Raw genomic sequence first — 25,709 nt, 5'->3', positions numbered from 1 at the left:
GCGCCTCCTTTTCCTTCGAACCTAGCAGGTAGGGTCGAGGCGTGAACGAGACATCCTCCCCGCTTCCCACCGGCTCGCTGAGCGGCAAGACCGCCCTCGTGACAGGCTCCTCGCGCGGCATCGGCGCAGACACCGTGCGGTATCTCGCCGAGGCCGGCGCGAACGTCGTCATCAACTTCCGCAACAAGGCGCCGCGTGCCGAGAAGCTGGGCGCGGAGCTGCGCGAACTGGGTGTCGAGGCGCTCGTCGTCGGGGCCGATCTGACGGACGCCGAGTCGGTGCAGGCGCTGTTCGACGAGGTGGAGCGCACCTTCGGCGGGCTCGACATCCTCGTCCTCAACGCCTCGGGCGGCATGGAGTCCGGCATGGCGGCCGACTACGCGCTGCAGCTGAACCGCGACGCGCAGGTGCGGGTGCTGGAGACGGCGCTTCCGCTGCTCGGCGAGGGATCGCGCGTGGTGTTCGTCACCAGCCATCAGGCGCACTTCATCCGCACGACGCCGACCATGCCCGAGTACGAGCCGGTGGCGCTGTCCAAGCGCGCGGGCGAGGACGCTCTTCGCGAGCGCATCCCCGTCCTCGCAGAGCGGGGGATCGACTTCGTGGTCGTGTCGGGCGACATGATCGAGGGCACCATCACGGCCACGCTGCTCGAGCGCGCCAATCCAGGTGCGATCGCCACGCGCCGCGAGTCGGCCGGAAAGCTCTACAACGTGTCCGAGTTCGCCGCCGAGGTGGCCGCAGCGGCTCTCGAGCCGGTGCCCGCCGACAACACGCGGCTGGTCGGCGACACGGGCTCCTTCGCGGGGGAATGACGGTGCGCGCACACGACATCGAGAAGCTCGTCTCGGTGGGGCGCCCCACCATCGCGCCCGACGGCTCCTTCGCCGTCTTCGCGACCTCGCGCCCCGACCTCGCGGCGAACCGGGCAGTCGGCCAGCTCTGGCGCGTCGACCTTCCCGACGGCACGCCGCGCCGCCTCACGCGCGGCACCGCCGACACATCGCCCCGCCTGGCATCGGACGGCGGGACCCTCGCCTTCCTCCGCGGCGACGCCAAGGGCCGGCCGCAGGTCTGGGTGGTCCCGGCCACGGGCGGTGAGCCGACTCAGGCGACCGATGCGCCGCTCGGCGTCGAGGGCTTCGCGTGGTCGCCGGACGCGGCATCCATCGGCTACCTCGCTCGCGTGCCCGAGAGCGGCCGCTACGGCAGCGTCGAGGGACTGGATGCGGCGGCCGAGGCGCCGCGGCACATCACCGGGATCCGCTGGCACGCCAACGGCCTCGGGTACGTCGGCGACCGACCCGCCCACCTCTTCGTGATCGCGGCGCCGTCCACGGAGGCGGAGCCGTTCTACGAGCCGGCCCCCGCGGTGCGCCCCGACGGCGAGACGCCGCCGAAGAAGACCCTGATCGCGGCGGAAGCCCGACAGCTCACCGAGGGCGAGGCCTCGCACGGCGGCCTGGTGTTCACCGCCGACGGCACCGAGATCCTCACGGTCGTCGACGAGCTCGAGTCGGATCGCCGCGACCTGCGCTCTCGGCTGGTGGCCGTGGCCGCCGACGGGTCGGGGGAGCGCGACGTGCTCGCACGTGACGCGGCGCTGGCCCTGTCCGGCCTGGAGGTCGCCGACGACGGCACGATCGCCGTCCTGGCGCACGAGGTGGGCCCGGACGGAGTGGACTTCGTCGCTCCCGGCGTGGGCCTCTGGCTGCTCGAAGCCGACGGCCCTCGCCGCCTCACCGATGCGGAGAGCATCCAGTTCGGCGAGGGCCACATCACCCCCGTGGGCGACGATTTCCTCGTCCAGGACCTGACCCGCGGGCGTTCCCGGCTGCTGCGCGTCTCGCGGTCCGGCGAGCTGACCGAGGTGCTCGGCGGCGACGTCGAGGTGTCGGGCCACGACGCCGCCGGTGGCCGCATCGTCGCGTCGATCGCGAAGGCCGAATCGTTCGGCGAACTCGTGGTGATCGAGGACGGAGCGTCGCGCGAGCTGACGGCATTCGGCTCGGCGGCCGCGGCATCCGGCATCGCCCTTCCCCGAGAGCTCACGGTCGACGGACGCGACGGGTACCCCGTGCACGGGTGGCTCGCGACGCCGGAGGGCGAGGGTCCGTTCCCCGTCATCCTGCAGATCCACGGCGGACCGTACGCCTCCTACGGCATCCACCTCTTCGACGAGACGCAGGTGCTCGTCGACGCCGGCTACGCGGTCGTCTACAGCAACCCGCGCGGTTCTGCGGGGTACGGGCGGGCGCACGGTCGCAGCATCCGTCAGGCGATGGGGACGGTCGATTTCGCCGACGTCATCGACTTCTTCGAGGGCGCGATCGCCTCCGACGCCCGCCTGGACGGCGATCGGGTGGGCGTCATGGGCGGGTCGTACGGGGGATACCTCACGGCGTGGGTCATCGCGCATGACCACCGGTTCGCCGGCGCGATCGTCGAGCGCGGGTTCCTCGACCCGGTCTCCTTCCAGGGCACGAGCGATATCGGCACCTTCTTCGGGGACGAGTACGTGGGGATCTCACCCGACGACATCGCGCGTCAGAGTCCTCTCGCCGTGGCCGGGCAGGTGACCACTCCCACCCTGGTGATCCACTCCGAGCTCGACTTCCGGTGTCCGCTGGAGCAGGCGACCCGCTACTACGCGGCGCTCAAGCGGAACGGGACCGAGGCGGAGATGCTCGTCTTCCCGGGCGAGAACCATGAGCTCACCCGCTCCGGGCAGCCCCGCCACCGCGTGCAGCGCTTCGAGGCGGCGCTGGACTGGTGGAGCCGCAAGCTGCCCGTCGGCTGACCCGAGGGAACGCACGAGAAAGGGCCCCGGGAGATCCCGGGGCCCTTTCTGTCATGCGCTACGCGTTCAGAGGTCCTTCTTGCCGAACGTGAAGGCGCGCACGATGTTGATGATGCCGAGCACGACGAGTGCGATGCCGAGCAGCCACCAGAGCACGACGGCTCCCCACAGCGGGGAGAACACGAGGTACAGACCGGCGATGATGCTGATGATCGCGAAGAAGATCGACCACCCCTTCGACGCGGCGTCACCGAGGGTCGACAGTGCGACGATTCCCTCGACGATCCACATGATGCCGACGAGGATGGCGACGAAGATCGCGAGCCACGCGGTCGCCTGCTGGAGGTTGACCAGGGCGACGATTCCGGCGATGACGAAAAGGATTCCGAGGGCGATGTGGCCGAGTCGGGCCCAGCCTCCCTTGTCCTTCGAGAAGATGCCGAGGCCGGCGTACACCAGTCCCGCCGCGATCGCGTAGATCGCGATGATGACGGTGACGACGAACGCGGCCTCCTGCGGCTGGAAGACCACGAAAAGGCCGGCGATGACGGCGAGCACGCCGCCGATGCCGAGCGCGGTGCGGATGCCGTTGATGGCCGACTTCTCGGCCGGGGATGCTGTGGACATGCGAATGTCCTTTCTGGGAGTTTCCTGTAAAGGTGCGGGTAAAGACTAGACCCGAACGGGAACTTCGGCGTACTGAACAGCGTGTGTCGCGAGACTGGCCGCACGGGGGCGCGCTGCGGACTCGCGTCGGAGGGCGGCGGCGCGTTACGGTGAGCGTGCCCGAGTCCGACCGTGGGAGGCACACGATGGCAGTCTTCTCCAGAGGCTTCGGCGCTCGGCGCCGCGAGACCAACCCCGATGTCCCTCCGGGGCAGTACCTCACCGACGACTTCCCTGTCCTGTCAGCGGGCCCGACGCCCCGCATCGACACGGGGGAGTGGTCGTTCGAGGTGCGGACCCAGACGGGCGAACTCACGTCGTGGACGTGGGACGAGTTCCTGGCCCTCCCGATCGAGGACGTCACGACCGACATCCACTGCGTGACGCGGTGGTCGAAGCTCGGCACGTCGTGGCGAGGAGTATCGCTGGACACCGTGTTCGATCACGTCGAAGCGGACGCCGAGTTCGCGATGGCTCATTCGTACGGCGGCTACACCACGAACATCCCGATGGAGGACCTCCTGGGCGGCAAGGCCTGGGTCGCGTTCGAGTTCGACGGCGAGCCGCTCGATCCCGAGCACGGCGGGCCTGCACGGCTGCTGGTCCCGCACCTGTACTTCTGGAAGAGCGCCAAGTGGGTGCACGGCCTCACCCTGATGAACGAGGACGAGCCCGGGTTCTGGGAGCAGAACGGCTACAACATGCACGGCGACCCGTGGACCGAGGAGCGGTATTGGTGACCGTGGGCGGATGGCGGCCCGCCCGCGTCGCGGCGGTCGCCGAGGCGACGCCGACCGCTCGGGTGCTGCACCTCGCCGTCCCCGGGTGGCCGGGGAACGATGCGGGGCAGCACGTCGATGTGCGCCTGACCGCCGAGGACGGCTACCAGGCGGAGCGGTCGTACTCGCTGGGCTCGTACGGGCCCGGGGAGACCATCGAGCTCGCCGTCGATGAGATCCCCGAGGGCGAGGTGTCGCCCTACCTCGTGCACGACGTCCTCCCGGGCGACGAGCTCGAGGTGAAGGGTCCGCTGGGCGGCTACTTCGTCTGGCGCCCCGGGGGAGAGGGGCCCGTGCAGCTCGTCGCGGGCGGGTCGGGGATCGTGCCGCTGATGGCCATGGTGCGAGCGGCGACGGATGCCTCGGCCGCGGCATCCGTTCGGCTCCTCTATTCGGTCAGGACACCCGAGAACGCGATATATCGCGATGAGCTCGCGCGCACGGGCGCCGACGGGGGAGTGGCCGTCACGTGGGCCTATACGCGGCACGCCCCGCAGGGCTGGTCGGGGGGAGTCGGACGGCTCGATGAGGATGCCATCCGCGCGGCGGTCTGGGAGCCCGAGCGCGAGCCCACCGTCTACGTGTGCGGGCCGACAGGCTTCGTGGAGCACGTCGCGGACGCGCTGGTGCGGCTCGGACATCCGCCGCAGCGGATCAGGACCGAACGATTCGGAGGGGCATGATGCGCGCAGAGAACGCGTCGGCGACGGTCGACGGCAACGCCTTGGCCGGTCTGCTGTCGGACGCCTTCGCGGGGGAGAGCACCCTGCTCGTCGGCGTGTGCGGGGGCTGCGGTTCGTCCGCCCCGCTCGCGGAGACCGTGGTCGAGCTCGACGACACGGCGGCGATCGTGCGGTGCCGATCCTGCACGCACACCCTGTTCACGGTGCTGCGCGACGACAGTGGTGTCCGTGTCGTGTTCGCGATGCTCCGGGAGCTGCGCTCGTCCTGAGTCGCGTCTCAGCCCAGCAGCAGGGTGATCGCGATGAGCACCGGGAGGCAGCCGATCGTGGTGAGGAACACCGTATCGCGCGAGATGGTCTCGCCGACGTCGTAGCGCTGCGAGTAGTTGAAGACGTTCTGCGCGGTGGGAAGCGCCGCCAGCACGACGACGATGAGCACGTCCTTCTCGCTCAGTCCGAACACGAACTCCGCGACCGTCCAGGCGATGAGCGGCATGACGAAGAGCTTCAGGGCCGTAGCGAGGAGCACATCGCGGCGACGGCCGGACGGTGCGAGTACCCGCTGTCCCACCAGCGACATCCCGTAGCTGATCAGCAGCACCGGCACACAGGCGTTCGCGAGGAGCACCGCGGGCTCCATCACGACGGGAGGCAGCTCGAGCCCGGTCACCGAGACGATCGTGCCGAGCACCGAGCCGAGCACGATGGGGTTCGTCGCGGTACGGACGATCGAGCGCCAGAGCGTCGCGCGGCCGAAGGTCACGGCATCCAGGATCGCCATGGTGATGGGTGTGAACACCAGGAGCTGGAGCAGGATCACCGGGGCGGGGTACGCGGCGCTTCCCAGCAGGTAGAGCGACAGCGGGATGCCGATGTTGTTGGAGTTGACCTGCCCGGCGCTCAGGGCGCCGATCACGGTCTCGCCGGTCGAGCGTTTCCACGCGAACCGGGCGATGAGGGCGTACCCGCCGATGATCGCCACGGCGGCGATCGCCGAGACCGGCAGGAGGGCCGAGAAGAGCGTGCGCACGTCGGCCTGCGCCAGCACGACGAACAGCAGGAACGGCGAGAGGACGAAGAACGTCAGTCGCGCCAGCACCGGCCGGCCGTGCTCGCCCAGCAGATCGATGCGGCCGATGATCCAGCCCACGATGATCGCAACGCCCACCACGACGAACCCGGTGAGCGACTCCAGCATTGTTCGAGCCTAGGGACGTCGGGCGGCGGGCTCCAATCGCGCGTGTTCGTCCGACTCACTCGATGGAACGCGCGTGGTCGGTCGCCTGCCGCTCGGGGAGTGCTGCTGGATTCGGACTGGAAGGACGGATTCGGATGCCGCGGGCCGAGGCATCCGATTCCAGCCTGGTATTCCGACGTCATGCGGCCGAACGGGCCGAGCGAGACTGGCGCCGGTGCCGGAGTGGCCGTGCGGCAGGATGTGAGGCGTGGAAGAGGCGCTCAGCGGCGGCAACATGGACCCGGTCGTGCGGTCGGGGGACACTGTTCGGCGCGTCGCGGGCCCCTGGACCGAGGCCGTTCACGCCCTGCTCGACGTGCTGCAGGCGTCCGGTGTCGCCGGGGCACCGCGTGCCCTGGGGCTCGACGAACGTGGCCGCGAGGTGCTGACCTATCTGCCGGGGGATGTCCTCGCCGATGCGCCTCCGGACGTCCAGTGGTCCGAGAACGCCCTGCACGACGCCGGCAGGCTGCTTCGACGCATCCACGACGCGAGCGTCGAGCTGGTGGGTGCCGGAGACCTGGCGTGGCGATCGCCTCGTCGTGAGCCCGCAGAGGTCATCTGCCACAACGACTTCGCGAACTACAACCTCATCGTCCGCGACGGCGTGCTCGTCGGCGTCATCGACTTCGACTTCGCCGGGCCCGGGTCGCGGGTGTGGGATCTGGCGTACCTCGCGTACCGGCTGGTGCCGTTCGCCGAAGACGCGGCCGATGCCGTGGCGCTCGATCGCGGCCATCGACTGCAGGCGCTCATCGATGCCTACGGCGTCGCGTACGCACCGCAGGACGTGCTGGCCGTCGCGGCCGACCGGCTCGACGACCTGGCGGAGTTCACCCGTGGTCGCGCTGCCGACACCGGACGCCGCGACTTCCTCGATCACGCCGACATGTACGACCGGAATGCCGCACACCTTCGCCAGAGGGCGGCGCATCGGTAATAGCCGATAATGCACATTATGTCAGCTCGAATCGAGAAGGGCCGTGGCGGCGCCACGATCTCCCCTTCCCCGCTGACGGCTCGCCGCCGGCCGAACCGGTCGTCAGCTGCCCGCCGGCGGAACCGTCTTGCGCATCACGGTCTTGCTCTTGCCGATGTGTCGCTCGAATGTGAACCCGGCCTTCTCGAACATCGCCCTCGTGCCGTTGTGAAGGAATGACGACGACGTCTTCTTGCCGGGCACGAGCTCGTTCGGGAACGAGACCACCTCGCCGCCACCGGCCGCGGCGATCAGCTCGAGCGCGCCGTCCAGGGCCTCCCGTGCCACTCCCGAACGACGGTGGTCGCGATCGACGAAGAAGCAGGTGATGCGCCACGGTGCCGGATTGGCCTCGCCCGCGTCGTATTGCTTGCGGTGGTAGATCCCCGGCAGCTCGGCCGGGCTCCCGTACTCGCACCACGCGATCGCGTCGTCGCCGTCGAAGACGAGCGCAGCGTGCGCGACGCCTTCGTCCACGAGTCGCTGCTTGAACGTCGCCCGGTCGTACTCGCTCTTGACGGTGTGCTCCGTGTCGTCGTGGAAGTACGAGCAGTAGCAGCCGCCCCAGACGCCGTTGTGCTTCTGGGCGAGCGCCAGCCACGCCGGGAACGTCTCCGGCGTGAGCGGCCTGATCACGTGCGACGTCGCCAGACCGACGCGGGTCGGATCGTCCTGATCGGCCACAGCAGACTCCTCGCGTCGGAGATGCCAGTCTGCCCAGTGGCTCCGACACCCCACAAGGCCGAGGGTCGCGCCGTGGTGAATCCGCAGGAGTGCCCGGCGGTCGTGAGAGGGTAGCCGAGCCGGTCCGACACGCCGGCGGATCCGGAGAAGACGTGGAAACGGCAATCGGCGAAGTGCTCCCCCTCGCGCTCGGCGTGGCGATCAGCCCCATCCCGATCATCGCCGCCATCCTGATGCTCCTGGCCCCCGGTGCGCGGGGCCGGTCGGTCGGATTCCTCGTCGGCTGGGTGCTTGGCATCGTCGTCGCGGTCGTGCTCTTCACGCTTCTGGCCACGGTGATCCCGCCGTCGGACCCGAATGACTCCGCACCTGTCGCCGGTGTCGTCAAGATCGCGCTCGGTGTGCTCCTGCTCCTGCTGGCGGTGAAGCAGTGGCGCGGCCGCCCCCACGGCGACGAGGAGCCTGCCCTTCCGAAGTGGATGGCCGCGATCGACTCGCTGACCGCCGTCCGCGCGGTCGGGCTGGGGTTCCTGCTGTCGGCGGTGAATCCCAAGAACCTGCTGATGGCCGCGTCGGCCGGCGTGATCGTCGGAACCGCGGGGCTGACCGCCGGTGAGATCACCCTCACACTCGCCGTCTACGTGCTCATCGCGGCGAGCACGGTGCTGATCCCCGTCCTGGGCTATCTCGTGGCATCCCGCCGGCTGGCGGCGCCCCTGGAGCGGCTGCGAGGCTGGCTGGTCCACAACAACGCCACGGTCATGGCCGTCCTCCTCCTGGTGATCGGCGTCGCCGTCATCGGCAAGGGCATCGCGAGCTTCTGACCCCGGAGCCGCCGGGAACGCCCCTCGTGCGGCATCCTCTGTCTCTGGCAGACTGCCGGGATGCCGCGCTCCCCCGCCCTCGAGACCTACTGGCCGGCGGCCGCTCTGCGGGTTCGCGCCGGAGACCTCGAACTGCGATGGATCGACGATGACCTGCTCGTCGACCTCGCCGCGCTGGCGGCGCGCGGCATCCATGAGCCGGACGCCATGCCGTTCGAGCACCCGTGGACACGCGGGACCCCCGACGAGGTCGCCCGGAGCGTGCTGTCCTACCAGTGGAACGCTCGGCCGCAGGTGTCGCCCACGCGGTTCGTGCTCGAGCTCGGCGTGCTCGTGGCTGGCGTGCCGGTCGGCATCCAGGGGCTCGTCGCCGAGGACTGGCAGGTGCTGCAGAGTGTGCAGACGGGGTCCTGGCTGGGCCGGGCCCATCAGGGAGTCGGCATCGGCCGCCGGATGCGTGCGCTCGCCCTTCACCTGGCCTTCGAGGGGCTCGGCGCTAGGGAGGCCACGTCGGGGGCGTTCGCCGACAACCCGGCCTCGAACGCCGTCTCCCGGCGACTCGGGTACGAGTCGAACGGATCGGTGCAGGTGGCCCGAGAGGGCGTTGGTCAGCTCCACCACAACTATCGGATGGACCGGGCGAGGTGGCTCACTCTCCGCGATGCTCACGCCGGCGTGCTGGAAGCCCCTGTGCAACTCGCCGGCATCGACCGGCTCCGGAGTCAGCTGGCGGCAGGTTGACCGTCCGAGCAGAACGAGGCGGGGCCGCCGTGGCCCCGCCTCGCTGTCTGTGTGTCTGTGTGTCGTCAGAGTCCGACGGTGTCGTCCGTCGAGCTGGTGCTCTGGCGCGTGACGCGCTCGTTCATCGCGGGGTCGACTGCACTCCGCGTGACCGTGTCCGAACGGCGGCGACGTGCCATGAGCACGAGGCCGATGATGAAGATGACGGCTCCGGCGCCCATCAGGATGTAGCCGATCATGTTGAGGTTGACCCACTCGACCTCGACGTTGACGGCGAAAGCGAGAATGGCTCCGATCGCGAATAGCGCGATACCTGCTCCGATACTCATGCGAGGTTCCTTTCCGGGGCGCGACGATCGGCCCTCCCCTGTGTGCGGGACGCAGTCGTCCCGGTACATAGGCTGTCGTGCCCCTCGCTCAGGGTGAAGGGGCTTGACAATGGGCGATCGATCCCCCGGATGAGTGGTAAGCGTATTCCGGCCGCGATCTCTCGTGGAGATGGGCCGGATGGTCTCGCGGTGCGTAGTGTGGCGCCAGGAACGAGAGGATGCCGATGGCAGAGCTGATCCGGATCTCCGACGAGGTGCGCTCGGCGGTGGCAGCCGGCACACCGGTGCTGGCGCTGGAGTCGACCATCTTCACCCACGGACTCCCCCGGCCGCGCAACCTCGCGGTGGCCCTGGAGGCAGAAGCCCGCGTGCGCGAGCTCGGTGTCACGCCGGCGACGATCGGCGTGGTGGACGGCCGGCCGACGGTCGGGCTGAGCGCCGATGAGATCGAGCAGCTGTCGCAGTCGGACGGCGTGGTGAAGGCGAGTCTGCGGGACGTGCCCGTCATCGCCGCGAAAGGGCTGAGCGCGGGCACCACGGTGGCAGCCACCGCGCATCTCGCGCACCATGCCGGCGTGCGCGTGTTCTCCACCGGCGGCCTCGGCGGCGTGCACCGGGACGCGCAGCAGACGTTCGACGAGTCCGCCGACCTCGGCACGCTGGCCGCGCTTCCGCTCGTCGTGGTCAGTGCGGGCGTGAAGTCGATCCTCGACATCCCGCTCACCCTCGAACGTCTCGAGACGCTCAGCCTCGCTGTGGTGGGTTATCGCACCACCGACTACCCCGGGTTCTACATCGCCGACTCTGGCCACGACATCGAGTACGCGGTGGACTCCCCCGCCGAGATCGCGCGCATCGCGGCCGCGCGGGACGCCCTCGGCATCTCCTCCACTCTCCTGGTCGCCAATCCGGTCGCCGCGGGCAGCGAGCTCGATCCCGGGCTGCACGCCGACGTGCTCGCACGCGCCCTCGCCGCCGCCGCTCGGGCCGGGATCTCGGGGCACGACACCACGCCCTTCCTGCTCGACTTCATGCAGCGTGAGACCGGGGGCCGCAGCCTGGATGTGAACGTCGAGGTCTATCGCGGCAACGTCGCGCTCGGCGCACGGATCGCCCTGGCCCTCGCGGACCTCGCCTGATGCTCGTCGTGATCGGCGACCTCGTCGCCGACCTGATCGTGCTCGGCGGCGCGGCGCTCGAGCGCGGCACCGACAACCCGGCCGAGGTGCGCCTCACGCGAGGGGGAAGTGCGGCGAACGTCGCGGTGGCGGCGGCACCGAGGCATCCGGTCCGCTTCATCGGTCGGGTCGGAGACGACACCATCGGCCGCGCGCTCGTCGGCGAGCTCGAGGCTGCGGGCGTCGACGTGAAGGTGCAGCGGGGCGGCCGGACCGGCGCGATCGTGGTGCTCGTGGACGCGGTGGGCGAACGGACGATGATCACCGACCGGGGTGCTGCGGCCGAGCTCGAGGGGATCGACGCCGCGTGGCTCTCGACGGCGCGCTGGCTGCACCTGCCGCTCTACGGCTTTGCGACGCCGGCATCCGGGGAAGCCGTGACGGATGCCGCGGCCGCCGTCACCCGGGCCGGGGCGCCGGTGAGCCTCGACCTCTCGAGCGTCGCGACACTGCGCGCGCTGGGTGCGGAGCGGCTCGCGGCGCTCGTTCGCAGCGTGGCGCCCGCCGTGGTCTTCGCCAACGAGGATGAGGCCCGGGTCGCGAACGAGCTCGATCTCGATGTGAGCGGGTCCGTCTACGTCGTGAAGCGAGGTGGCGAGGCGGTGCTCGTGACGTCCGGCGGCGTAACCCGGGAGGTGGCGGTGCAGCGCGTCGACGACGTTCTCGACTCGACCGGGGCGGGCGATGCGTTCGCCGCCGGCTACATCACGGCGGCCCTCGGCGGAGCCGACCCGCAGCAGAGCGCCCACGCCGGCAGCGAGCTCGCGATGAGCGCACTGCGCCGCGCGGGCGCCCTCTGAGGGATCAGACGGACTGCAGCTTCGCGAGCACCCGCTCGATGTCGTCGACGAACGCGTTGTAGCCCGCGATCGTGGCCGCGACCTGCTCGTCGCTGAAGTCGGAGCGGTCCTGGCTGATGGTGAGCCGGGTACCTTCGTCGATCTCCTCCAGATCGAACAGCACAGGGAGACCCCTGTCGTCGCCCGGCTGGTCGCTCAGGGTCATGGCGAGGTGCGACGGCGGGTCGACCACCTGGTACTCCCCCGACCAGTCGATCCGGTTGCCGTCGGGCAGCAGCATCACGGCACGGAACGCGCCGCCCGGGCGCACGTCCATCGTGAGGGACTCCTGCGGCACCTCCACCGCGGCGGTGCCGAACCACACGGCGAAGTGCTCGGGCTTGGTGATGGCCTCGAAGACGAGCGAGCGCGGGGCCCGGAGCGTGCGGGTGACGGTGAAGTAGTCAGTCATGGTGGGTCTCCTTGTCGGTGGGGGTGGGTTCGCTGAACTGCTGCAGCACGGAGAGGTAGTGATCGAGGGCGTCGGCGCTGTCCTCCCAGAACTGCGCGTAGTCGCCGATCCAGCGGGATGCCGCGGCCAGCGGCCGAGCGTCCAGCCGGGCCGGGCGGTATTGCGCGTCCTTGCCGCGGGTGATGAGCCCTGCCCGTTCGAGCACCCGGAGGTGCTTCGAGACGGCGGCGAAGGTCATATCGAAGGGTGCGGCGAGCTCGCCGACCGTCGCCTCTCCCCCGCTGAGGCGCGTGAGGATCGCCCGGCGGGTGGGATCGGCCAGAGCGGAGAATGTGCGGCTGAGCCGGTCGGTCGACATCCCGGTGCTCCCTTCGTATTCAACTGATAGGTACAGTACCAGGTGGTTGAATAACGATCAAGCCCATGTCGGCAGCCGGTTGTACGGTGAGCGTCATGCCACGCGTCATCTTCAACACCGCCACCACACTCAACGGATTCCTGGCAGACACCGAGGACTCGCTCTCGTGGCTCTTCGTGGTCCCGGGCGCCGAAGGCGCCGAGAACGACTTCGGTCGGTTCCTCGAAGGCGTCGGCGCCCTGATCATGGGCTCGACGACGTACGAGTGGATCGTCGAGCACGAGAAGCTGCTCGATCACCCCGAGAAGTGGCCCTACGCCGGCAAGGCGTCCTTCGTGCTCAGTTCGCGCTCCCTGCCGGCCGTCGCGGGCGCGGATGTGCGCTTCCGCTCCGGCGACGTGCGCGGCGTCTGGGACGAGCTGCGCGACGCCGCCGGCAATCAGGACATCTGGCTGGTCGGCGGCGGAGATCTCGTCGGCCAGTTCGCCGACGCCGGACTCCTCGATGAGATCCGCGTATCTGTCGCCCCGGTGACCCTCGAGGCCGGCCGCCCGCTGCTGCCCCGGCGACTCGAGAGCGACCGCCTTCGCCTGGAGAAGGTCACTCAGGCCGGACAGTTCGCCGAGCTGGTCTACTCCGTGCGGCCGGCATGAGCGATCGCTGGCGGGGCGTGCTCGCCGCGCTCCTGAACCCCGACCTGCGAGCGGTGCTCGCCGAGGCCATGAGCGATGATCCTGCGCCGACGCCGCTCACGGCCGCGCGGCGCGGCCGCGCCATCGACCGCCTGCAGGAACTCGGGCTGGTCCGGCTCGACGGCGACGTCCTGCGGTTCGACGAGGCCGCGGTGCGCGGCATCCTGAACGAGACTCCCGTCGTGAAGCCCGCGGGGGCGGCCGCGCGGTACCTCGACGGCCAGGGCCGCATCGACCGCATGCCGGTCCGGGAGACCGACCGCAGGGAGCTGCTGGAATGGGTGGCCGCCCGTGCGTTCCGCGTCGGCGAGACACTCGACGAGCGCGCCGTGAACGAGCGGCTCGCCGTCTTCACCGGCGATGCCGCGGCGCTCCGGCGTCACCTCGTGGACGCCGCTCTCCTCGAGCGGACGCCTTCCGGGTCGGAGTACGCCCTCGTGGGCGACAGCGGCTGACACCACCGTCGCCGATGCCTGTCAGCCGGAGCGCGGCTCGAACACGGTCCACGCGCCGTACTTGGGCTCCCGCCCGTCGCCGGACGACGTGCCGGTCAGCCGCCTCCGCACCCACGGACCGACGTGCTCGCGGTAGTACGCCGCTCCGCGTGCCGCTGCGGGCGGCAGCGGCGGGAGCGACCACCACGCGGGCGGCGGCTCGAGGCCGAGGGCCGTCAGCACGCGCGCCGCCACGCGGTGGTGGCCGCGGGAATTCATGTGGAGCCGGTCCTCCGACCAGTAGGGCGGGCTCGACAGCTCACGGTCCGGCCAGTTGAAGGCACGGACGATGTCGGTCCGCTCCGCGAAGCGCGAGGAGACCGCTGCCGAGAGCAGGTCGCCACGCCGCTGGATCACCCGGCTCAGCGGGAGCTGTCCGGACGGGTTGGCACCCGACAGCAGGATGAGCCTCACCCCTTCCTCGTCGCAGCGCTCGAGCACATGCTCGAAGGCCCCGACGACCCGCGACACGCTCGTGCGAGGACGCAGCATGTCGTTGCCTCCGCCGTTGAACGACAGGTGCGTCGGCTTCAGGGCGAGAGCCGGTTCGAGCTGCTCCTCGACGATCGGCGCGACGAGCCTGCCGCGGATCGCGAAGTTGGCGTACTCGACGGGCTGGCCGGAGGCATCGGCCCAGCCCTGCGCCACGAGATCGGCCCACCCGCGCACATGGCCGTCGGGCAGTTCGTCTCCGACGCCCTCGGTGAACGAGTCGCCGATCGCGACGTAACGCACGGATGACATCGTCCCAGCCTAGGACCGCTCAGCGCTCGTCGAGTGCCATCCCCCGTCGGTCCACCAGACCCCAGGCGGCCAACGCGGCGACGACGAAGAAGGCCGCGAACACCGTGAACAGGGCGGGGGCTCCGCCGGCCACGAGCAGCACCGGCACCATCAGCGGAGCGATGATCGACGCGATGCGCCCCGCACCCGCCGCCCAGCCCGACCCCGTGGCGCGCAGCGAGGTCGGATACATCTCCGGGGTCACGGCATACAGCGCGCCCCACGCCCCGAGGTTGAAGAAGGACAGCGCCATCCCCGCCGCGATGACCGCGCCGGGACTGCCCGCCGTGCCGAAGACGACGGCGGATGCCGCGGACCCGACGAGGAACACCGAGAGCGTGGCGCGCCGGCCCCAGACCTCGATGAGCCAGGCGGCCATCGCGTACCCCGGAAGCTGCGCGAGCGTGATGATGAGCGTGAAGCCGAACGAGCGCACGAGGTCGTACCCCTGTGCCACGAGGATCGAGGGGATCCAGATGAAGGCCCCGTAATACGAGAAGTTCACGCAGAACCACACGAGCCAGAGGCACGCGGTGCGGACGCGGAACTCCGACGACCACAGCGCTCCGAGGCGCGCGCCGACGGTGGCGGCAGCGGCCGGTGCCGGTGCAGTCCCGTCGGTCGGCGCTGTCGAGGTGACACTCGCCCCTGCGGAAGCCTCGAATGACTGGACGACCGCCTCGGCCTCGGCGTGCCGTCCGCGTCGGTCGAGCCAGCGCGGTGATTCCGGGAGCCCCCAGCGCACGATGAGGGCGTACGCGGCGGGGATCATCCCGAGCGCGAAGGCCCAGCGCCAGCCGTTCTCCGAGCTGGGGATCACGAGGAACCCGATGAGGGCGGCGGCCGTCCACCCGATCGCCCAGAAGGCCTCGAGGATGACGATGAGGCGACCGCGGATGCGGGCCGGAGCGAACTCGCTCACGTACGTCGAGGCGACCGGCAGCTCGGCGCCGAGTCCGAGACCCACGACGAACCGCAGCACCAGGAGGGCGACGAGGCCGCCGACCAAGGCGCTCGCACCCGTGGCCAGGCCGTAGACCAGCAGCGTCAGCGCGAACACCGAGCGCCGCCCGAACCGGTCGGCCAGCAGGCCGCCGACGCTCGCACCGATGGCCATGCCGATGAACCCGACGGAGGCGATCCACGCGGTCTCGGACGGCTGAAGGCCCCACTGCGCCGCGAGCGCCGCGATCACGAACGAGATCAGCCCGACGTCCATCGCGTCCAGCGCCCATCCGAGCCCCGAGCCGGTCAGGACCCTCAGATGCCTTCGGGTGAACGGCAGCCGGTCGAGGCGCTCCGAGAGCGTGCCGGCCGTGCGGGTTTCGGCATCCGTCATAGCGTCATGCTACGGATGCCGCGACCCTGGCGTCACTCACGAGAGCATGTCCCGGACGAGCGGGGCCACCTTCGTGCCGTAGAGCTCGATGGACCGCATCATGTGCGCGTGCGACAGGGTGCCCGTCGAGAACTTCATGTCGAACCTCTCGATGCCGAGCGCCCGGACCGTCTCGGCGATCTTGCGCGCGACAGTCTCGGGTGAGCCGACGTACAGCGCACCCTCCGGTCCGACATCGCGCTGGAAGCGCATCCGGCTGTAGGGCGGCCACCCGCGCTCGCGGCCGATGGTGTTGTTCATCGCCTCGAACCCCGCGTAGGCCTCGTCCCAGGCCTGCTGGTCGGTGTCGGCGACGTGTCCGGGCGAGTGCACGCCGATGGGCAGCGGCTCGCGCTCGAACGTGACGAGCGAACGGCGATAGAGATCGGCGAAGGGCCGGAACCGGTCGGCCGGTCCGCCGATGATCGCGAGCATCAAGCCGAATCCGTAGCGCGCCGCGCGCACGACGGACTCGGGTGTGCCGCCGACGCCGACCCACGCCCGCAGGCCGTTCTCCGTCTTCGGGAAGACGTCGGCGTCCGTGAGAGGTGCGCGCAGCGATCCCTGCCACGTGACCGGCTTCTCCTCGAGCAGGCGCGAGAAGAGGTCGAGCTTCTCCTCGAACAGCGTCTCGTAGTCGCGGAGGTCGTAGCCGAAGAGCGGGAACGACTCGATGAACGACCCGCGACCGAGGATGACCTCGGCTCGACCGCTCGAGATGGCGTCGAGGGTCGCGAAGCGCTCGTACACGCGCACCGGATCGTCGCTGGAGAGTACGGTCACGGCGGTGCCGAGGTGGATACGCTCGGTGCGCGCGGCGGCCGCAGCGAGCACGATCTCGGGGCTCGACACGGCGAACTCCGGCCGGTGATGCTCCCCCACTCCGAAGAACGACAGGCCCACCTCGTCGGCGAGCACGGCCTGGTCGACGACATCCCGAATCGTCTGGGCCTCGCTGATCAGTTCGCCGGACTCATCGCGGGTGACATCTCCGAACGTGTCCAGTCCGAGTTCGATCGCGGCGAGGTCGGTCATGAGAGCCCTTTCCATTCGTGCGCATAAAACGCTCGCCCAGGAGAACCGTGCCGGCCGGCCGCGCATTCCCGAGACAAGCGGATGCCGCGGGCGTAGCGTGGCGGCATGGCCATCTTCGCCGACCGCGCCGATGCGGGGCGGGAGCTCGCCGCCCATCTGACGCAGTGGCGGAGCAGCGCGGCGATCGTCTTCGGCATTCCGCGGGGCGGCGTCGTGGTCGCCGCCGAGGTGGCGGAGGCGCTGGGCCTGCCGCTCGCCGCGGTGGTCGTTCGCAAACTCGGGGCACCCGCTCACGAGGAGTTCGCGGTCGGCGCCATCGCCGATGACGTCCGCGTGGTCCACGATGACGCGCTGCGGACGGGGTACGTCACGCCGGAGGAGCTCTCCTCCGTCGAGGACGTCGAACGCGAGGAGCTGCGCCGTCGCACCGCGCTGTTCGGGTCCTCGGTCGACGGCATCGCGGGCCGGACGGCGATCGTCGTCGACGACGGCGTCGCAACCGGAGCGACGGCGACCGCGGCGTGTCTGTCGCTGCGCGCCCACGGCGCTGCGCACATCGTGCTGGCGGCGCCGGTCGCTCCGTCGACATGGCGGCCCGACCCGGGGGCGATCGACGACTTCGTGTGCCCGCACCCGGCGCGGAGCTTCTGGGCCGTCGGGGAGTACTACGACGACTTCACGCAGACCGGCGACGCCGAGGTGATCGCACTGCTGCGCGCCGGTGCGACGGGCTCAGCCACCGATCCCGGCCGCTGAGCCCGCCGCGCTGGTCAGCGCGAGAGCGCCGTGCGCAGCGTGTCGAGGCCGACGCCGCCGATGTCGAGCGCGCGCTTGTGGAACTGCTTGATCGAGAAGTCGGCGCCTTCGCGCTCAGCCACCTCATCGCGCAGCTGCTCCCAGATGCGCTGGCCGACCTTGTAGGACGGCGCCTGGCCGGGCCAGCCGAGGTAGCGGTTCACCTCGAACTTCACGAACTCGTCGGACATGTTGACGTTGTGCCGCATGAAGTCGAGCGCGAAGTCGGCGTCCCAGGTGCCCTGGCCGTCGGGACGCTGCTTGCCGAGGTGCACGCCGATGTCGAGCACCACGCGAGCGGCGCGCATCCGCTGTCCGTCGAGCATGCCGAGTCGATCGGCCGGGTCGTCGAGGTAGCCGAGCTGCTCCATGAGCCGCTCGGCGTACAGCGCCCACCCCTCGGCGTGACCGGAGGTGCCGCCGAGCAGGCGGCGGTACGAGTTCAGCTGCGCCCGGTTGTACACCGCCTGGGCGATCTGAAGGTGATGGCCGGGGACGCCCTCGTGGTAGACCGTGGTGAGCTCACGCCAGGTGTCGAACTCGTTGACGCCCTCGGGCACCGACCACCACATGCGTCCGGGACGCGAGAAGTCGTCGGTCGGGCCGGTGTAGTAGATCCCGCCCTCCTTGGTGGGCGCGATCATGCACTCGAGCTTGCGGATCGGCTCGGGAATGTCGAAGTGGGTCCGGCCCAGCTCGGTGACGGCACGGTCGCTCGTCTCCTGCATCCAGGCCTGCAGCGCGGCCGTGCCGTACAGCTTGCGCGCCGGGTCCTGCTCGAGGAACGCGACGGCCTCTTCGACGGTGGCGCCGGCCTTGATCTCGTGGGCGATGGACTCCTGTTCGGCCACCATGCGGGCGAGCTCCTCGACGCCCCACTCGTAGGTCTCGTCGAGGTCGACGGTCGCCCCGAGGAAGCGACGGGAGTGCAGCGCGTAGAGCTCGCGCCCCACCGCATCCTCTTCCGAGGCGGCGGCGCCACCCTCCGTGTTGAGGAACTGCGCCAGCTCGTCGTACGCGACGCGTGCCGCGTTGGCGCTGTCGGCGAGGTCGCGGGCGAGGGAGGCCGGCAGCTGGCCCTCCTCGGGCGCCGCCTCGGCGGCGAAGGTGGCGAAGAAGCCGCCGTCCTCGGTGTAGCGCACGATCTGCGAGGCGACTTCGACCACCTGTCGGCGGGCGGGCACGACCCCCTGCGCGATTCCCTCGCGGAGCGTGGTGAGGTAGCCGTCGATCGCCGCCGGCACGGCCTTCAGGCGGGTGGCGATGACCGACCAGTCGTCGGTGGTGGCCGTCGGCATGAGGTCGAGCGCCGAGCGGATGTCCTGGGCCGGCGAGGCGATCACGTTCAGATCGCGTAGGTTCCACCGCGCTTCGTGCAGCTCGATCCCGAGGCCGATCTCGCGGGCGAGATCCTCCTGCGTGACGGCATCGATGTCGTCGACGGGAGTCGCGGCCGCGAGGGCGGCCAGGGTCTTGCGGCCCTCTTCGATGAGGCGCTCCTGTCCGGCCGGGCTGTAATCGCCGTAGCGGTCGTTGAACTCGGAGCGCCCGATGTACGTCGCGAGGGTCGGTTCCAACTCCGCGAGCGTGTCGACCCAGGCATCAGCGATCGTGTCGATCTGCGTGGGCGTGCGTGTTTCGTCAGTCATGGCATCGAGCCTAGGAGTGCACGCGCGACGCGCCAAACGACTCGATCAGTGCCCCGCCTCGTTCCAGTCGCCGCCGCGCCCGATCTGCACGTCGAGCGGCACCGTGAGGTCGGCAGCGTCGCCCATGCGCTCGCGGACGATGCGTTCCGCGGCGTCCCACTCCCCCGGCGCGATCTCGACGACCAGTTCGTCGTGGATCTGCATGAGCACACGGGAACGCAGCTCGTGCGCTGCGAAGTCGTCGTGGATGTGGAACAGCGCGATCTTCATGATGTCGGCGGCGCTCCCCTGGATGGGGGCGTTGAGCGCGGCGCGTTCGGCGTTCTCGCGGAGCACGCGGTTGGGGCTGGCCAGATCGGGGAAGGGCCGGCGGCGCCCGAAGATGGTCTCGGTGTAGCCGTCGATGCGCGCCTGCTCCACGGACGATCGCAGGTAGTCGCGCACCGCGCCGAACCGCGCGAAGTACTCCATCATGAGCTGCTTGGCCTCGGTCTGCTCGATGCGCAGCTGCTTGGAGAGCCCGAACGCCGACAGGCCGTAGACGAGCCCGTACGACATGGCCTTCACCTTGGTGCGCATGGCCGGCGTCACATCCGCCGGCTCCACCCCGAACACGCGGGCGCCGACGAAACGGTGGAGATCCTCGCCCGAGTTGAACGCCTCCACGAGGCCCGGGTCTTCGGAGAGGTGCGCCATGATGCGCATCTCGATCTGCGAGTAGTCGGCGGTGAGGAGCGTCTCGTATCCTGTTCCGACCTCGAACGCCGAGCGGATGCGGCGGCTCTCCTCCGTGCGCACGGGGATGTTCTGCAGATTCGGGTCGGTGCTGGAGAGGCGCCCGGTCTGGCTGCCGGTCTGCACGTACGTGGTGCGGATGCGCCCGTCGGCCGCGATCGCGGTGTCGAGCGACTCGATGATCTGCCGGAGCTTCGTCGCCTCGCGGTGCTGGAGCAGCAGGTCGAGGAACGGGTGCGGGTGGGACTCCTGCAGGTCGGCGAGGACCGCAGCATCCGTCGAGTAGCCGGTCTTGGTCTTGCGGGTCTTCGGGAGCTGCAGTTCGTCGAACAGCACCTCCTGCAGCTGCTTGGGCGAGCCGAGGTTGACCTCATGGCCGATCGCGAGGAACGCCTGCTGTGCGATCGCATCGGCGCGCTCCCCCAGCTCGGCCGAGAACGACGACAGCTTGTCGTGCGAGACCGCGACGCCCGCGAGCTCCATGTCGGCGAGTGTGAGCAGCGACGGCAGCTCGATGTCGGTGAGCACGGCCGCGACGCTCGCCGGGAGCTCGGCGCGCAGCGCCTCGGTCACCCGGAGCCCGAACCACGAGAGCTGGCCCGGAGTCGCACCTTCGGTCTCGGGCACCAGCTGGGTGGGATCGGCCACGGGCAGCTTCTCGTCGAGGTAGCGGTCGACCAGGTCTGCCAGCGACTTGTCGGGGAAGCTCGGGCGGAGGAGCCACCCGGCCACGACGGTGTCGAAGGCGAGGCCGCCCAGACGGACCCCGGCCCGGCGCAGGGCCTTCACCTGCGGCTTCGCGTCGCTCAGGACCTTGGGCGCATCGCCCGCGAGCCACTCGCCGACGGCGTCGACGACCTCGGGCGTCCACGACGCCTCGGCGGCGGCATCCGCCGTGGCGAAGCCGATGCGGGACGGCAGACCGGCCTCGACGACGACCGTCACGCCCACCTCGGTGTCGGCGGCGTCGAGCCACGCGCGCAGATCGGCGGCGGAGGGCTCGAGCGGCGCGGGCATGGGCACGGCCGCCGCGGAGGTCACCGCCGCCATCTGCTGCTCGATGCCGGCGAGCTCCGCGACCCGCGGGATGAGCGACTTGAACTCGAGGCGGGCGAAGATGTCGCGCACCGCCTGAGCGTCCATCGGGCGCACCTCGAGATCTGCGATCGTCGCGGGCAGCTCGATGTCGGTCAGCAGGCGGTTCAGCGCGCGATTGCGGCGCACGGCGTCGAGGTTCTCGCGCAGGTTGCCGCCGACCACTCCGGTCACCTTGTCGGCGTTGGCGAGGAGCTCGTCGAGCGAGCCGAACTGGGTGAGCCACTTGACGGCGGTCTTCTCCCCGACCTTCGGGACACCCGGAAGGTTGTCGCTCGTCTCGCCGACGAGCGCCGCGATGTCGGGGTACTGCTCGGGGGGCACGCCGTAGCGGTCGATCACGGCCTGGCGGTCGTAGCGCTTGAGCTGGGAGACGCCCTGCACGTTGGGATAGAGGAGCGTGACGTCCTCGGTCACGAGCTGGATGGTGTCGCGATCGCCGGAGCAGACGAGCACGTCGAAACCCTGCTCGGCGCCCTGAGTGGCCAGCGTGGCCAGGATGTCGTCGGCCTCGATGTCTTCCTTCTGAAGGACCTGGATGCTCATCGCGGCGAGGCAGTCCTGGAGGATCGGGATCTGCCCCTTGAACTCGGAGGGGGTCTCGGAGCGGTTCGCCTTGTACTCGGGGTACTCGCGAGTGCGGAAAGACTGTCGCGAGGTGTCGAAGGCGACCGCCAGGTGGGTGGGCTTCTCTGCCTTGATCAGGTTGATCAGCATCGCCAGGAACCCGTAGATCCCGTTGGTGTGCTGGCCGTCCTTCGTCGAGAAGTTGTCGACGGGAAGGGCGTAGAACGCCCGATATGCCAGCGAATGGCCGTCCACGACGAGAAGGGTAGGCTTTGCGGAGTCCATCACCCTGCAAGCCTAGTCAGGGCGGAGGACACCCCCTGGCGCACGAATCCGAAGGCGAGCGATGACCGAGCACTCCCCCGCGGACGTCGACGGACTCGAGTGGGCGGCGACCCGCGGCATGGGCGCACTGGCCGAGAAGATGGGACTCCGGTTCACCGAGTTCACCGTCGAGCGCTGCGTCGCGACCATGCCTGTGGAGGGCAACACGCAGCCGGTCGGGCTCCTCCACGGCGGGGCGTACGTCGTGCTCGGCGAGTCGCTCGGGTCGATGGCCGCGAACCTCCACGCCGGGCCGGACCGCCTGGCCGTCGGCGTCGACATCAACGCGACCCACACCAGGTCCGCGACGTCCGGGGTCGTCACCGGTGTCTGCACCCCCGTGCACCTCGGCCGCAGCATCACGGTGCACGAGATCGTCGTCACGGACGATCAGGGCCGGCGCTGCTCGACCATCCGCATCACGAACCACATCACGGCCGCGCGGGCTTAGCCCGCGCAGCGGGACCGGCCGACGCCGCTCGGAAACGAGAAAACGGCCGGGAAACGGGGCGGCGCCCCGTGTTCCGGCCGATTCGTCGTTTCTCAGGCCTTCTTGGGCGCGAGCTGCTCGATGATCGCCTTGGCGACGTCCTGCATGGTGAGACGCCGATCCATCGACGCCTTCTGGATCCAGCGGAACGCCTCGGGCTCGGACAGGCCCATCTTCTCGTTGAGGAGGCCCTTGGCACGGTCGACGAGCTTGCGGGTCTCGAAGCGCTCGACCATGTCGGCGACCTCGGCCTCGAGCGTGATGATCTGCTCGTAGCGCGCGAGGGCGATCTCGATCGCCGGCAGCAGGTCGTTCGGCGTGAACGGCTTCACGACGTAGGCCAGGGCGCCGGCCTCGCTCGCCCTCTCGACGAGCTCCTTCTGGCTGAACGCCGTCAGGAGCACCACCGGGGCGATGTGGTTCTTGCTGAGCTTCTCAGCGGCGGAGATGCCGTCGAGCTGAGGCATCTTTACATCCATGATCACCAGGTCAGGACGGAGATCGGTGGCCAGCTGCACCGCAGTCTCGCCGTCGCCCGCCTCTCCGACGACGTCGAAGCCGTTGTCGCGGAGGATCTCGACGATGTCGAGTCGGATCAACGACTCGTCCTCCGCCACCACGACACGACGGGGGGTGGAGGTCTGCGCTCCGGGGGTCAGCTCCTGCTCAGTCACCATTGAATCCTACGGTATGGTCAATCGCGGACGCGGCGGACCGCGGGCCGGTGTGGCGGAATGGCAGACGCGACCGACTCAAAATCGGTTGCCCGAGAGGGCGTGTGGGTTCGAGTCCCACCACCGGTACATGGCCGGCAATGACATCCCTGCAGTGCGGAAGCCCGAATACGAGGCGCGCCCGCAGGCCGTGCCGCCGTCGGGCTCACCCGGAGCTTCGACGACGGAGCGGCCGCTGTGGAGCTGGCTGAGCCTGGGCCTCGTCGCAGCGGGACTCCTGCCGATCATCGTGACCGACATCGTGAGCGGCGCACTCACCGGCCCCGGCACGCTGCAGCTGCTCGCCGTGCCCGCAGGCTTCGTGCTCGCCATCGTGGCACTGGTGAAGCGCTCGAGGCCCCGCTGGCCCGCGATCGTCGCGCTCAGCTCCGCAACTGTCTCATTCCTCGTCTTCGGGGTGATGGCTGCCTGGGTCTTCATCGGGTTCCTGTACGTGGGCCTCACTCTGTGAGAGCGCGCAGGGCCGACAGCTGAGCGGATGCCCCGGCCCGGGGCATCCGCTCAGCTCCGCTCTTCCGGCTACGCGCCGAAGTACTGGTTCCCGAGCGCCTTGCTCTTGAGGGCGTCGAACTCGCCCTGTGAGATCGTGCCGGCGTCGAGGAGGGCCTTGGCCTTGGCGATGTCGTCGGCGGGGCTCGTGGAGGCGGACGGCTTGTAATCGTCGGACTCCGATACGCCGGCGTAGCGCGCGCCGGCGCGAGCCGCCATGCCGTTGCCGCGGGCGATCACGTACACCAGGGCGGTGAGGAACGGCACGAACACGAGGGCGATGATCCACAGCGCCTTGAGCCAGCCGTTGAGCGTTTCATCACGGAAGAGATCGGTGATGACGAGGATGACGACGTAGATGTAGGCCGTGAAGTAGAAGATCCACAGCAGCCACCAGAAGAAGTCCATGCGAGGTACCTCCGGGTCGGAGAAAGAGAACGGTCGCGCTCAGCATAGTGAGCGCGACCGTTCCGTAGACCCTCTTGGGCTTACAACTCGCCGGACTTGTAGATGGGCGCCTTGCCGTGGACGGCGTCGCCGATCTTGTGGATCCGGATGTCGTTGGTCGAGCCGATGATTCCGGGAGGGGAACCCGAGATCACCACGACCTTGTCGCCGACCTTCGCGAGGTCGTTGGCCAGGAAGTAGTCGTCGACCTGGATGAACATGCGGTCGGTGTGGGCGACGTGCTCGACGAGCGCCGACTTCACGCCCCACGTGAGCGCCATGCGGCGACGGATCGCCGGCTCGGGGGTGAATCCGATCATGGGGATGCGCGGGCGCAGGCGCGACATGCGACGGGCGGTGTCGCCCGACTCGGTGAAGATGCAGAGGAACTTCGCGTCCACGAACTCCGCGACCTCGAGCGCCGCGAGCGTGATCGCGCCACCCTGCGTGCGGGGCTTGGTCGTGAGCGGCTGGATGCGCTCCAGGCCGTGCTCCTCGGTCGAGTCCACGATGCGCGCCATGGTCTCGACGACGACGACCGGGTACTTGCCCACGCTGGTCTCGCCCGAGAGCATGACCGCGTCCGCGCCGTCGAGGACGGCGTTGGCGACGTCGCTCGTCTCGGCGCGCGTCGGGACCGGGTTCTCGATCATCGACTCGAGCATCTGCGTCGCGACGATGACCGGCTTGGCCATGCGACGGCACAGCTCGACCGCGCGCTTCTGCACGATCGGCACCGCCTCGAGGGGAAGCTCGACGCCGAGGTCGCCGCGGGCGACCATGATGCCGTCGAAGGCGTCGATGATCTCCTCGAGGTTGTCGACGGCCTGCGGCTTCTCGATCTTGGCGATGACCGGGATGTGGCGTCCCTCTTCGGCCATGATCACGTGGACCCGCTGGACGTCCTTCGCGCTGCGGACGAACGACAGCGCGATGATGTCGGCGCCGGCGCGCAGGCCCCAGCGGAGGTCGGCCTCGTCCTTGTCGGACAGTGCCGGCACGTTGACGGCGACACCCGGCAGGTTGATGCCCTTGTTGTTGGACACCGGCCCGCCGACGATGACCTTCGTCGTGACGACGGTGCCGTCGGTATCGACGACCTCGACGCGCACCTTTCCGTCGTCGATCAGCAGGAAGTCGCCCGCCTTGACGTCCTGCGGCAGTCCCTTGAAGGTCGTCGAGACGATCTCCTTGGTGCCGAGGATGTCGTCGACGGTGATCTTGAAGATGTCGCCCTCGGCGAGCTCGTGAGGGCCGTTCTCGAACTTGCCGAGACGGATCTTCGGACCCTGAAGGTCGACCAGGACGGCGACGGGGCGGCCCGAGTCGTCGGCTGCTTTGCGCACATTGGCGAAGTTGTTGTCGTGAACCGCGTAGTCGCCGTGGCTCAGGTTGAAGCGGGCGACATCCACGCCGGCGTCGATGATCGCGCGAACGCTCTCATAGGTCGACGTGGCGGGGCCGAGGGTTGCGACGATCTTGGCGCGTCTCAT

At 69.7% G+C, this 25,709-nt stretch carries 29 protein-coding genes and 1 tRNA gene; 16 read left to right on the top strand and 14 right to left on the bottom strand.

Annotated features, from left to right (window positions below):
* The first annotated feature begins 41 nt into the window (after nucleotides 1–41).
* Together SOM19_RS10140 and SOM19_RS10135 are read left to right on the top strand one after the other, a co-directional pair.
* Nucleotides 42–815 carry an SDR family oxidoreductase gene (locus SOM19_RS10140; protein WP_320486392.1) on the top strand — a complete coding sequence of 258 codons (774 nt, stop codon included), beginning with the start codon at nucleotides 42–44 and terminating at the stop codon, nucleotides 813–815.
* A 2-nt stretch (nucleotides 816–817) separates the two neighbouring features.
* Entirely contained in the window at nucleotides 818–2,800 is a 1,983-nt protein-coding gene (locus SOM19_RS10135; RefSeq protein WP_320486391.1) for a S9 family peptidase, read from the top strand.
* A 66-nt stretch (nucleotides 2,801–2,866) separates the two neighbouring features.
* Here SOM19_RS10135 and SOM19_RS10130 read toward each other — a convergent pair whose 3' ends face one another.
* A complete protein-coding gene (locus SOM19_RS10130; RefSeq protein ID WP_320486390.1) occupies nucleotides 2,867–3,427 on the bottom strand; it encodes an HdeD family acid-resistance protein in 561 nt (186 codons plus the stop codon).
* 185 nt (nucleotides 3,428–3,612) lie between these two features.
* Here SOM19_RS10130 and SOM19_RS10125 point away from each other — a divergent pair, with 185 nt between their 5' ends.
* Genes SOM19_RS10125 through SOM19_RS10115 form a run of 3 tightly spaced genes read left to right on the top strand, consistent with a single transcriptional unit; the run spans nucleotide 3,613 to nucleotide 5,197 of the window.
* Nucleotides 3,613–4,206, top strand: coding sequence for a sulfite oxidase-like oxidoreductase (locus SOM19_RS10125; RefSeq protein ID WP_320486389.1), 594 nt, complete (start codon nucleotides 3,613–3,615; stop codon nucleotides 4,204–4,206).
* Nucleotides 4,203–4,928, top strand: a complete 726-nt coding sequence (locus SOM19_RS10120) for a ferredoxin reductase (protein WP_320486388.1) — start codon at nucleotides 4,203–4,205, stop codon at nucleotides 4,926–4,928. Before SOM19_RS10125 ends, SOM19_RS10120 begins: the two co-directional genes overlap by 4 nt.
* The gene (locus SOM19_RS10115; protein ID WP_320486387.1) at nucleotides 4,925–5,197 is read left to right on the top strand and encodes a DUF6510 family protein; all 273 of its coding nucleotides are present in this window, start codon (nucleotides 4,925–4,927) and stop codon (nucleotides 5,195–5,197) included. The genes SOM19_RS10120 and SOM19_RS10115 overlap by 4 nt, the downstream gene beginning before the upstream one ends.
* Before the next feature lie 8 nt (nucleotides 5,198–5,205).
* Here the strand turns inward: SOM19_RS10115 and SOM19_RS10110 are convergent, their stop codons facing one another.
* A complete protein-coding gene (locus SOM19_RS10110) occupies nucleotides 5,206–6,126 on the bottom strand; it encodes an AEC family transporter (protein ID WP_320486386.1) in 921 nt (306 codons plus the stop codon).
* A 247-nt stretch (nucleotides 6,127–6,373) separates the two neighbouring features.
* Between SOM19_RS10110 and SOM19_RS10105 the strand changes: the two genes are divergently transcribed.
* The gene (locus SOM19_RS10105) at nucleotides 6,374–7,105 is read left to right on the top strand and encodes a phosphotransferase (RefSeq protein ID WP_320486385.1); all 732 of its coding nucleotides are present in this window, start codon (nucleotides 6,374–6,376) and stop codon (nucleotides 7,103–7,105) included.
* 102 nt (nucleotides 7,106–7,207) lie between these two features.
* On the opposite strand, the gene SOM19_RS10100 is transcribed toward SOM19_RS10105, so the two are convergent.
* Nucleotides 7,208–7,828 carry a GNAT family N-acetyltransferase gene (locus SOM19_RS10100; protein WP_320486384.1) on the bottom strand — a complete coding sequence of 207 codons (621 nt, stop codon included), beginning with the start codon at nucleotides 7,826–7,828 and terminating at the stop codon, nucleotides 7,208–7,210.
* A 152-nt stretch (nucleotides 7,829–7,980) separates the two neighbouring features.
* Between SOM19_RS10100 and SOM19_RS10095 the strand changes: the two genes are divergently transcribed.
* Together SOM19_RS10095 and SOM19_RS10090 are read left to right on the top strand one after the other, a co-directional pair.
* Nucleotides 7,981–8,652 (top strand): GAP family protein, encoded by a 672-nt coding sequence (locus tag SOM19_RS10095; RefSeq protein WP_320486383.1) that lies wholly within the window; start codon nucleotides 7,981–7,983, stop codon nucleotides 8,650–8,652.
* Nucleotides 8,653–8,712: 60 nt separating this feature from the next.
* Nucleotides 8,713–9,393: a GNAT family N-acetyltransferase gene (locus SOM19_RS10090; RefSeq protein WP_320486382.1), complete on the top strand. Its 681-nt coding sequence runs from the start codon at nucleotides 8,713–8,715 to the stop codon at nucleotides 9,391–9,393.
* A 65-nt stretch (nucleotides 9,394–9,458) separates the two neighbouring features.
* On the opposite strand, the gene SOM19_RS10085 is transcribed toward SOM19_RS10090, so the two are convergent.
* Nucleotides 9,459–9,722 carry a DUF6458 family protein gene (locus tag SOM19_RS10085; RefSeq protein WP_320486381.1) on the bottom strand — a complete coding sequence of 88 codons (264 nt, stop codon included), beginning with the start codon at nucleotides 9,720–9,722 and terminating at the stop codon, nucleotides 9,459–9,461.
* A gap of 224 nt (nucleotides 9,723–9,946) precedes the next feature.
* Here SOM19_RS10085 and SOM19_RS10080 point away from each other — a divergent pair, with 224 nt between their 5' ends.
* Entirely contained in the window at nucleotides 9,947–10,861 is a 915-nt protein-coding gene (locus tag SOM19_RS10080) for a pseudouridine-5'-phosphate glycosidase (RefSeq protein WP_320486380.1), read from the top strand.
* Entirely contained in the window at nucleotides 10,861–11,700 is an 840-nt protein-coding gene (locus SOM19_RS10075) for a carbohydrate kinase family protein (protein ID WP_320486379.1), read from the top strand. Before SOM19_RS10080 ends, SOM19_RS10075 begins: the two co-directional genes overlap by 1 nt.
* Before the next feature lie 4 nt (nucleotides 11,701–11,704).
* Here SOM19_RS10075 and SOM19_RS10070 read toward each other — a convergent pair whose 3' ends face one another.
* Nucleotides 11,705–12,151 (bottom strand): SRPBCC family protein, encoded by a 447-nt coding sequence (locus SOM19_RS10070; RefSeq protein WP_320486378.1) that lies wholly within the window; start codon nucleotides 12,149–12,151, stop codon nucleotides 11,705–11,707.
* Nucleotides 12,144–12,509, bottom strand: coding sequence for an ArsR/SmtB family transcription factor (locus tag SOM19_RS10065; protein WP_320486377.1), 366 nt, complete (start codon nucleotides 12,507–12,509; stop codon nucleotides 12,144–12,146). The genes SOM19_RS10070 and SOM19_RS10065 overlap by 8 nt, the downstream gene beginning before the upstream one ends.
* A 95-nt stretch (nucleotides 12,510–12,604) precedes the next feature.
* Between SOM19_RS10065 and SOM19_RS10060 the strand changes: the two genes are divergently transcribed.
* Nucleotides 12,605–13,162 carry a dihydrofolate reductase family protein gene (locus tag SOM19_RS10060; protein WP_320486376.1) on the top strand — a complete coding sequence of 186 codons (558 nt, stop codon included), beginning with the start codon at nucleotides 12,605–12,607 and terminating at the stop codon, nucleotides 13,160–13,162.
* Nucleotides 13,159–13,656 (top strand): DUF2087 domain-containing protein, encoded by a 498-nt coding sequence (locus SOM19_RS10055; protein ID WP_320486375.1) that lies wholly within the window; start codon nucleotides 13,159–13,161, stop codon nucleotides 13,654–13,656. The genes SOM19_RS10060 and SOM19_RS10055 overlap by 4 nt, the downstream gene beginning before the upstream one ends.
* Before the next feature lie 21 nt (nucleotides 13,657–13,677).
* On the opposite strand, the gene SOM19_RS10050 is transcribed toward SOM19_RS10055, so the two are convergent.
* The 3 genes from SOM19_RS10050 to SOM19_RS10040 are packed head-to-tail and all read right to left on the bottom strand — an operon-like array spanning nucleotide 13,678 to nucleotide 16,891.
* On the bottom strand, nucleotides 13,678–14,439 hold the full coding sequence (locus SOM19_RS10050) for an SGNH/GDSL hydrolase family protein (protein WP_320486374.1): 762 nt from the start codon (nucleotides 14,437–14,439) through the stop codon (nucleotides 13,678–13,680).
* A gap of 19 nt (nucleotides 14,440–14,458) precedes the next feature.
* Nucleotides 14,459–15,817 (bottom strand): MFS transporter, encoded by a 1,359-nt coding sequence (locus SOM19_RS10045; protein WP_320486373.1) that lies wholly within the window; start codon nucleotides 15,815–15,817, stop codon nucleotides 14,459–14,461.
* Between the two features lie 36 nt (nucleotides 15,818–15,853).
* Nucleotides 15,854–16,891 (bottom strand): LLM class flavin-dependent oxidoreductase, encoded by a 1,038-nt coding sequence (locus tag SOM19_RS10040; RefSeq protein WP_320486372.1) that lies wholly within the window; start codon nucleotides 16,889–16,891, stop codon nucleotides 15,854–15,856.
* Between the two features lie 105 nt (nucleotides 16,892–16,996).
* On the opposite strand from SOM19_RS10040, the gene SOM19_RS10035 reads away from it, so the two are divergent.
* Nucleotides 16,997–17,647 carry a phosphoribosyltransferase gene (locus tag SOM19_RS10035; RefSeq protein ID WP_320486371.1) on the top strand — a complete coding sequence of 217 codons (651 nt, stop codon included), beginning with the start codon at nucleotides 16,997–16,999 and terminating at the stop codon, nucleotides 17,645–17,647.
* A 14-nt stretch (nucleotides 17,648–17,661) separates the two neighbouring features.
* On the opposite strand, the gene SOM19_RS10030 is transcribed toward SOM19_RS10035, so the two are convergent.
* Nucleotides 17,662–19,335, bottom strand: coding sequence for a DUF885 domain-containing protein (locus SOM19_RS10030; protein WP_320486370.1), 1,674 nt, complete (start codon nucleotides 19,333–19,335; stop codon nucleotides 17,662–17,664).
* 45 nt (nucleotides 19,336–19,380) lie between these two features.
* Nucleotides 19,381–22,020: a DNA polymerase I gene (gene polA / locus SOM19_RS10025; protein ID WP_320486369.1), complete on the bottom strand. Its 2,640-nt coding sequence runs from the start codon at nucleotides 22,018–22,020 to the stop codon at nucleotides 19,381–19,383.
* Between the two features lie 58 nt (nucleotides 22,021–22,078).
* Between polA and SOM19_RS10020 the strand changes: the two genes are divergently transcribed.
* Entirely contained in the window at nucleotides 22,079–22,507 is a 429-nt protein-coding gene (locus SOM19_RS10020; RefSeq protein WP_320486368.1) for a hotdog fold thioesterase, read from the top strand.
* Nucleotides 22,508–22,599: 92 nt separating this feature from the next.
* Here the strand turns inward: SOM19_RS10020 and SOM19_RS10015 are convergent, their stop codons facing one another.
* On the bottom strand, nucleotides 22,600–23,223 hold the full coding sequence (locus tag SOM19_RS10015; RefSeq protein WP_414683640.1) for an ANTAR domain-containing response regulator: 624 nt from the start codon (nucleotides 23,221–23,223) through the stop codon (nucleotides 22,600–22,602).
* A 43-nt stretch (nucleotides 23,224–23,266) separates the two neighbouring features.
* Between SOM19_RS10015 and SOM19_RS10010 the strand changes: the two genes are divergently transcribed.
* Nucleotides 23,267–23,349, top strand: a tRNA-Leu gene (locus tag SOM19_RS10010).
* Nucleotides 23,350–23,374: 25 nt separating this feature from the next.
* Nucleotides 23,375–23,731, top strand: a complete 357-nt coding sequence (locus SOM19_RS10005) for a hypothetical protein (RefSeq protein ID WP_320486366.1) — start codon at nucleotides 23,375–23,377, stop codon at nucleotides 23,729–23,731.
* A gap of 68 nt (nucleotides 23,732–23,799) precedes the next feature.
* On the opposite strand, the gene SOM19_RS10000 is transcribed toward SOM19_RS10005, so the two are convergent.
* Complete coding sequence (locus SOM19_RS10000; RefSeq protein ID WP_320486365.1) at nucleotides 23,800–24,177, bottom strand: SHOCT domain-containing protein; 378 nt, start codon at nucleotides 24,175–24,177, stop codon at nucleotides 23,800–23,802.
* An 80-nt stretch (nucleotides 24,178–24,257) separates the two neighbouring features.
* The gene (pyk, locus tag SOM19_RS09995) at nucleotides 24,258–25,709 is read right to left on the bottom strand and encodes a pyruvate kinase (RefSeq protein WP_320486364.1); all 1,452 of its coding nucleotides are present in this window, start codon (nucleotides 25,707–25,709) and stop codon (nucleotides 24,258–24,260) included.

This window comes from Microbacterium sp. CFBP9034, from assembly GCF_034045255.1.
Taxonomy (GTDB): domain Bacteria; phylum Actinomycetota; class Actinomycetes; order Actinomycetales; family Microbacteriaceae; genus Microbacterium.
The sequence above is the reverse complement of the archived record's forward strand: the minus strand, read 5'-3'. Positions and strand labels throughout refer to the sequence as shown.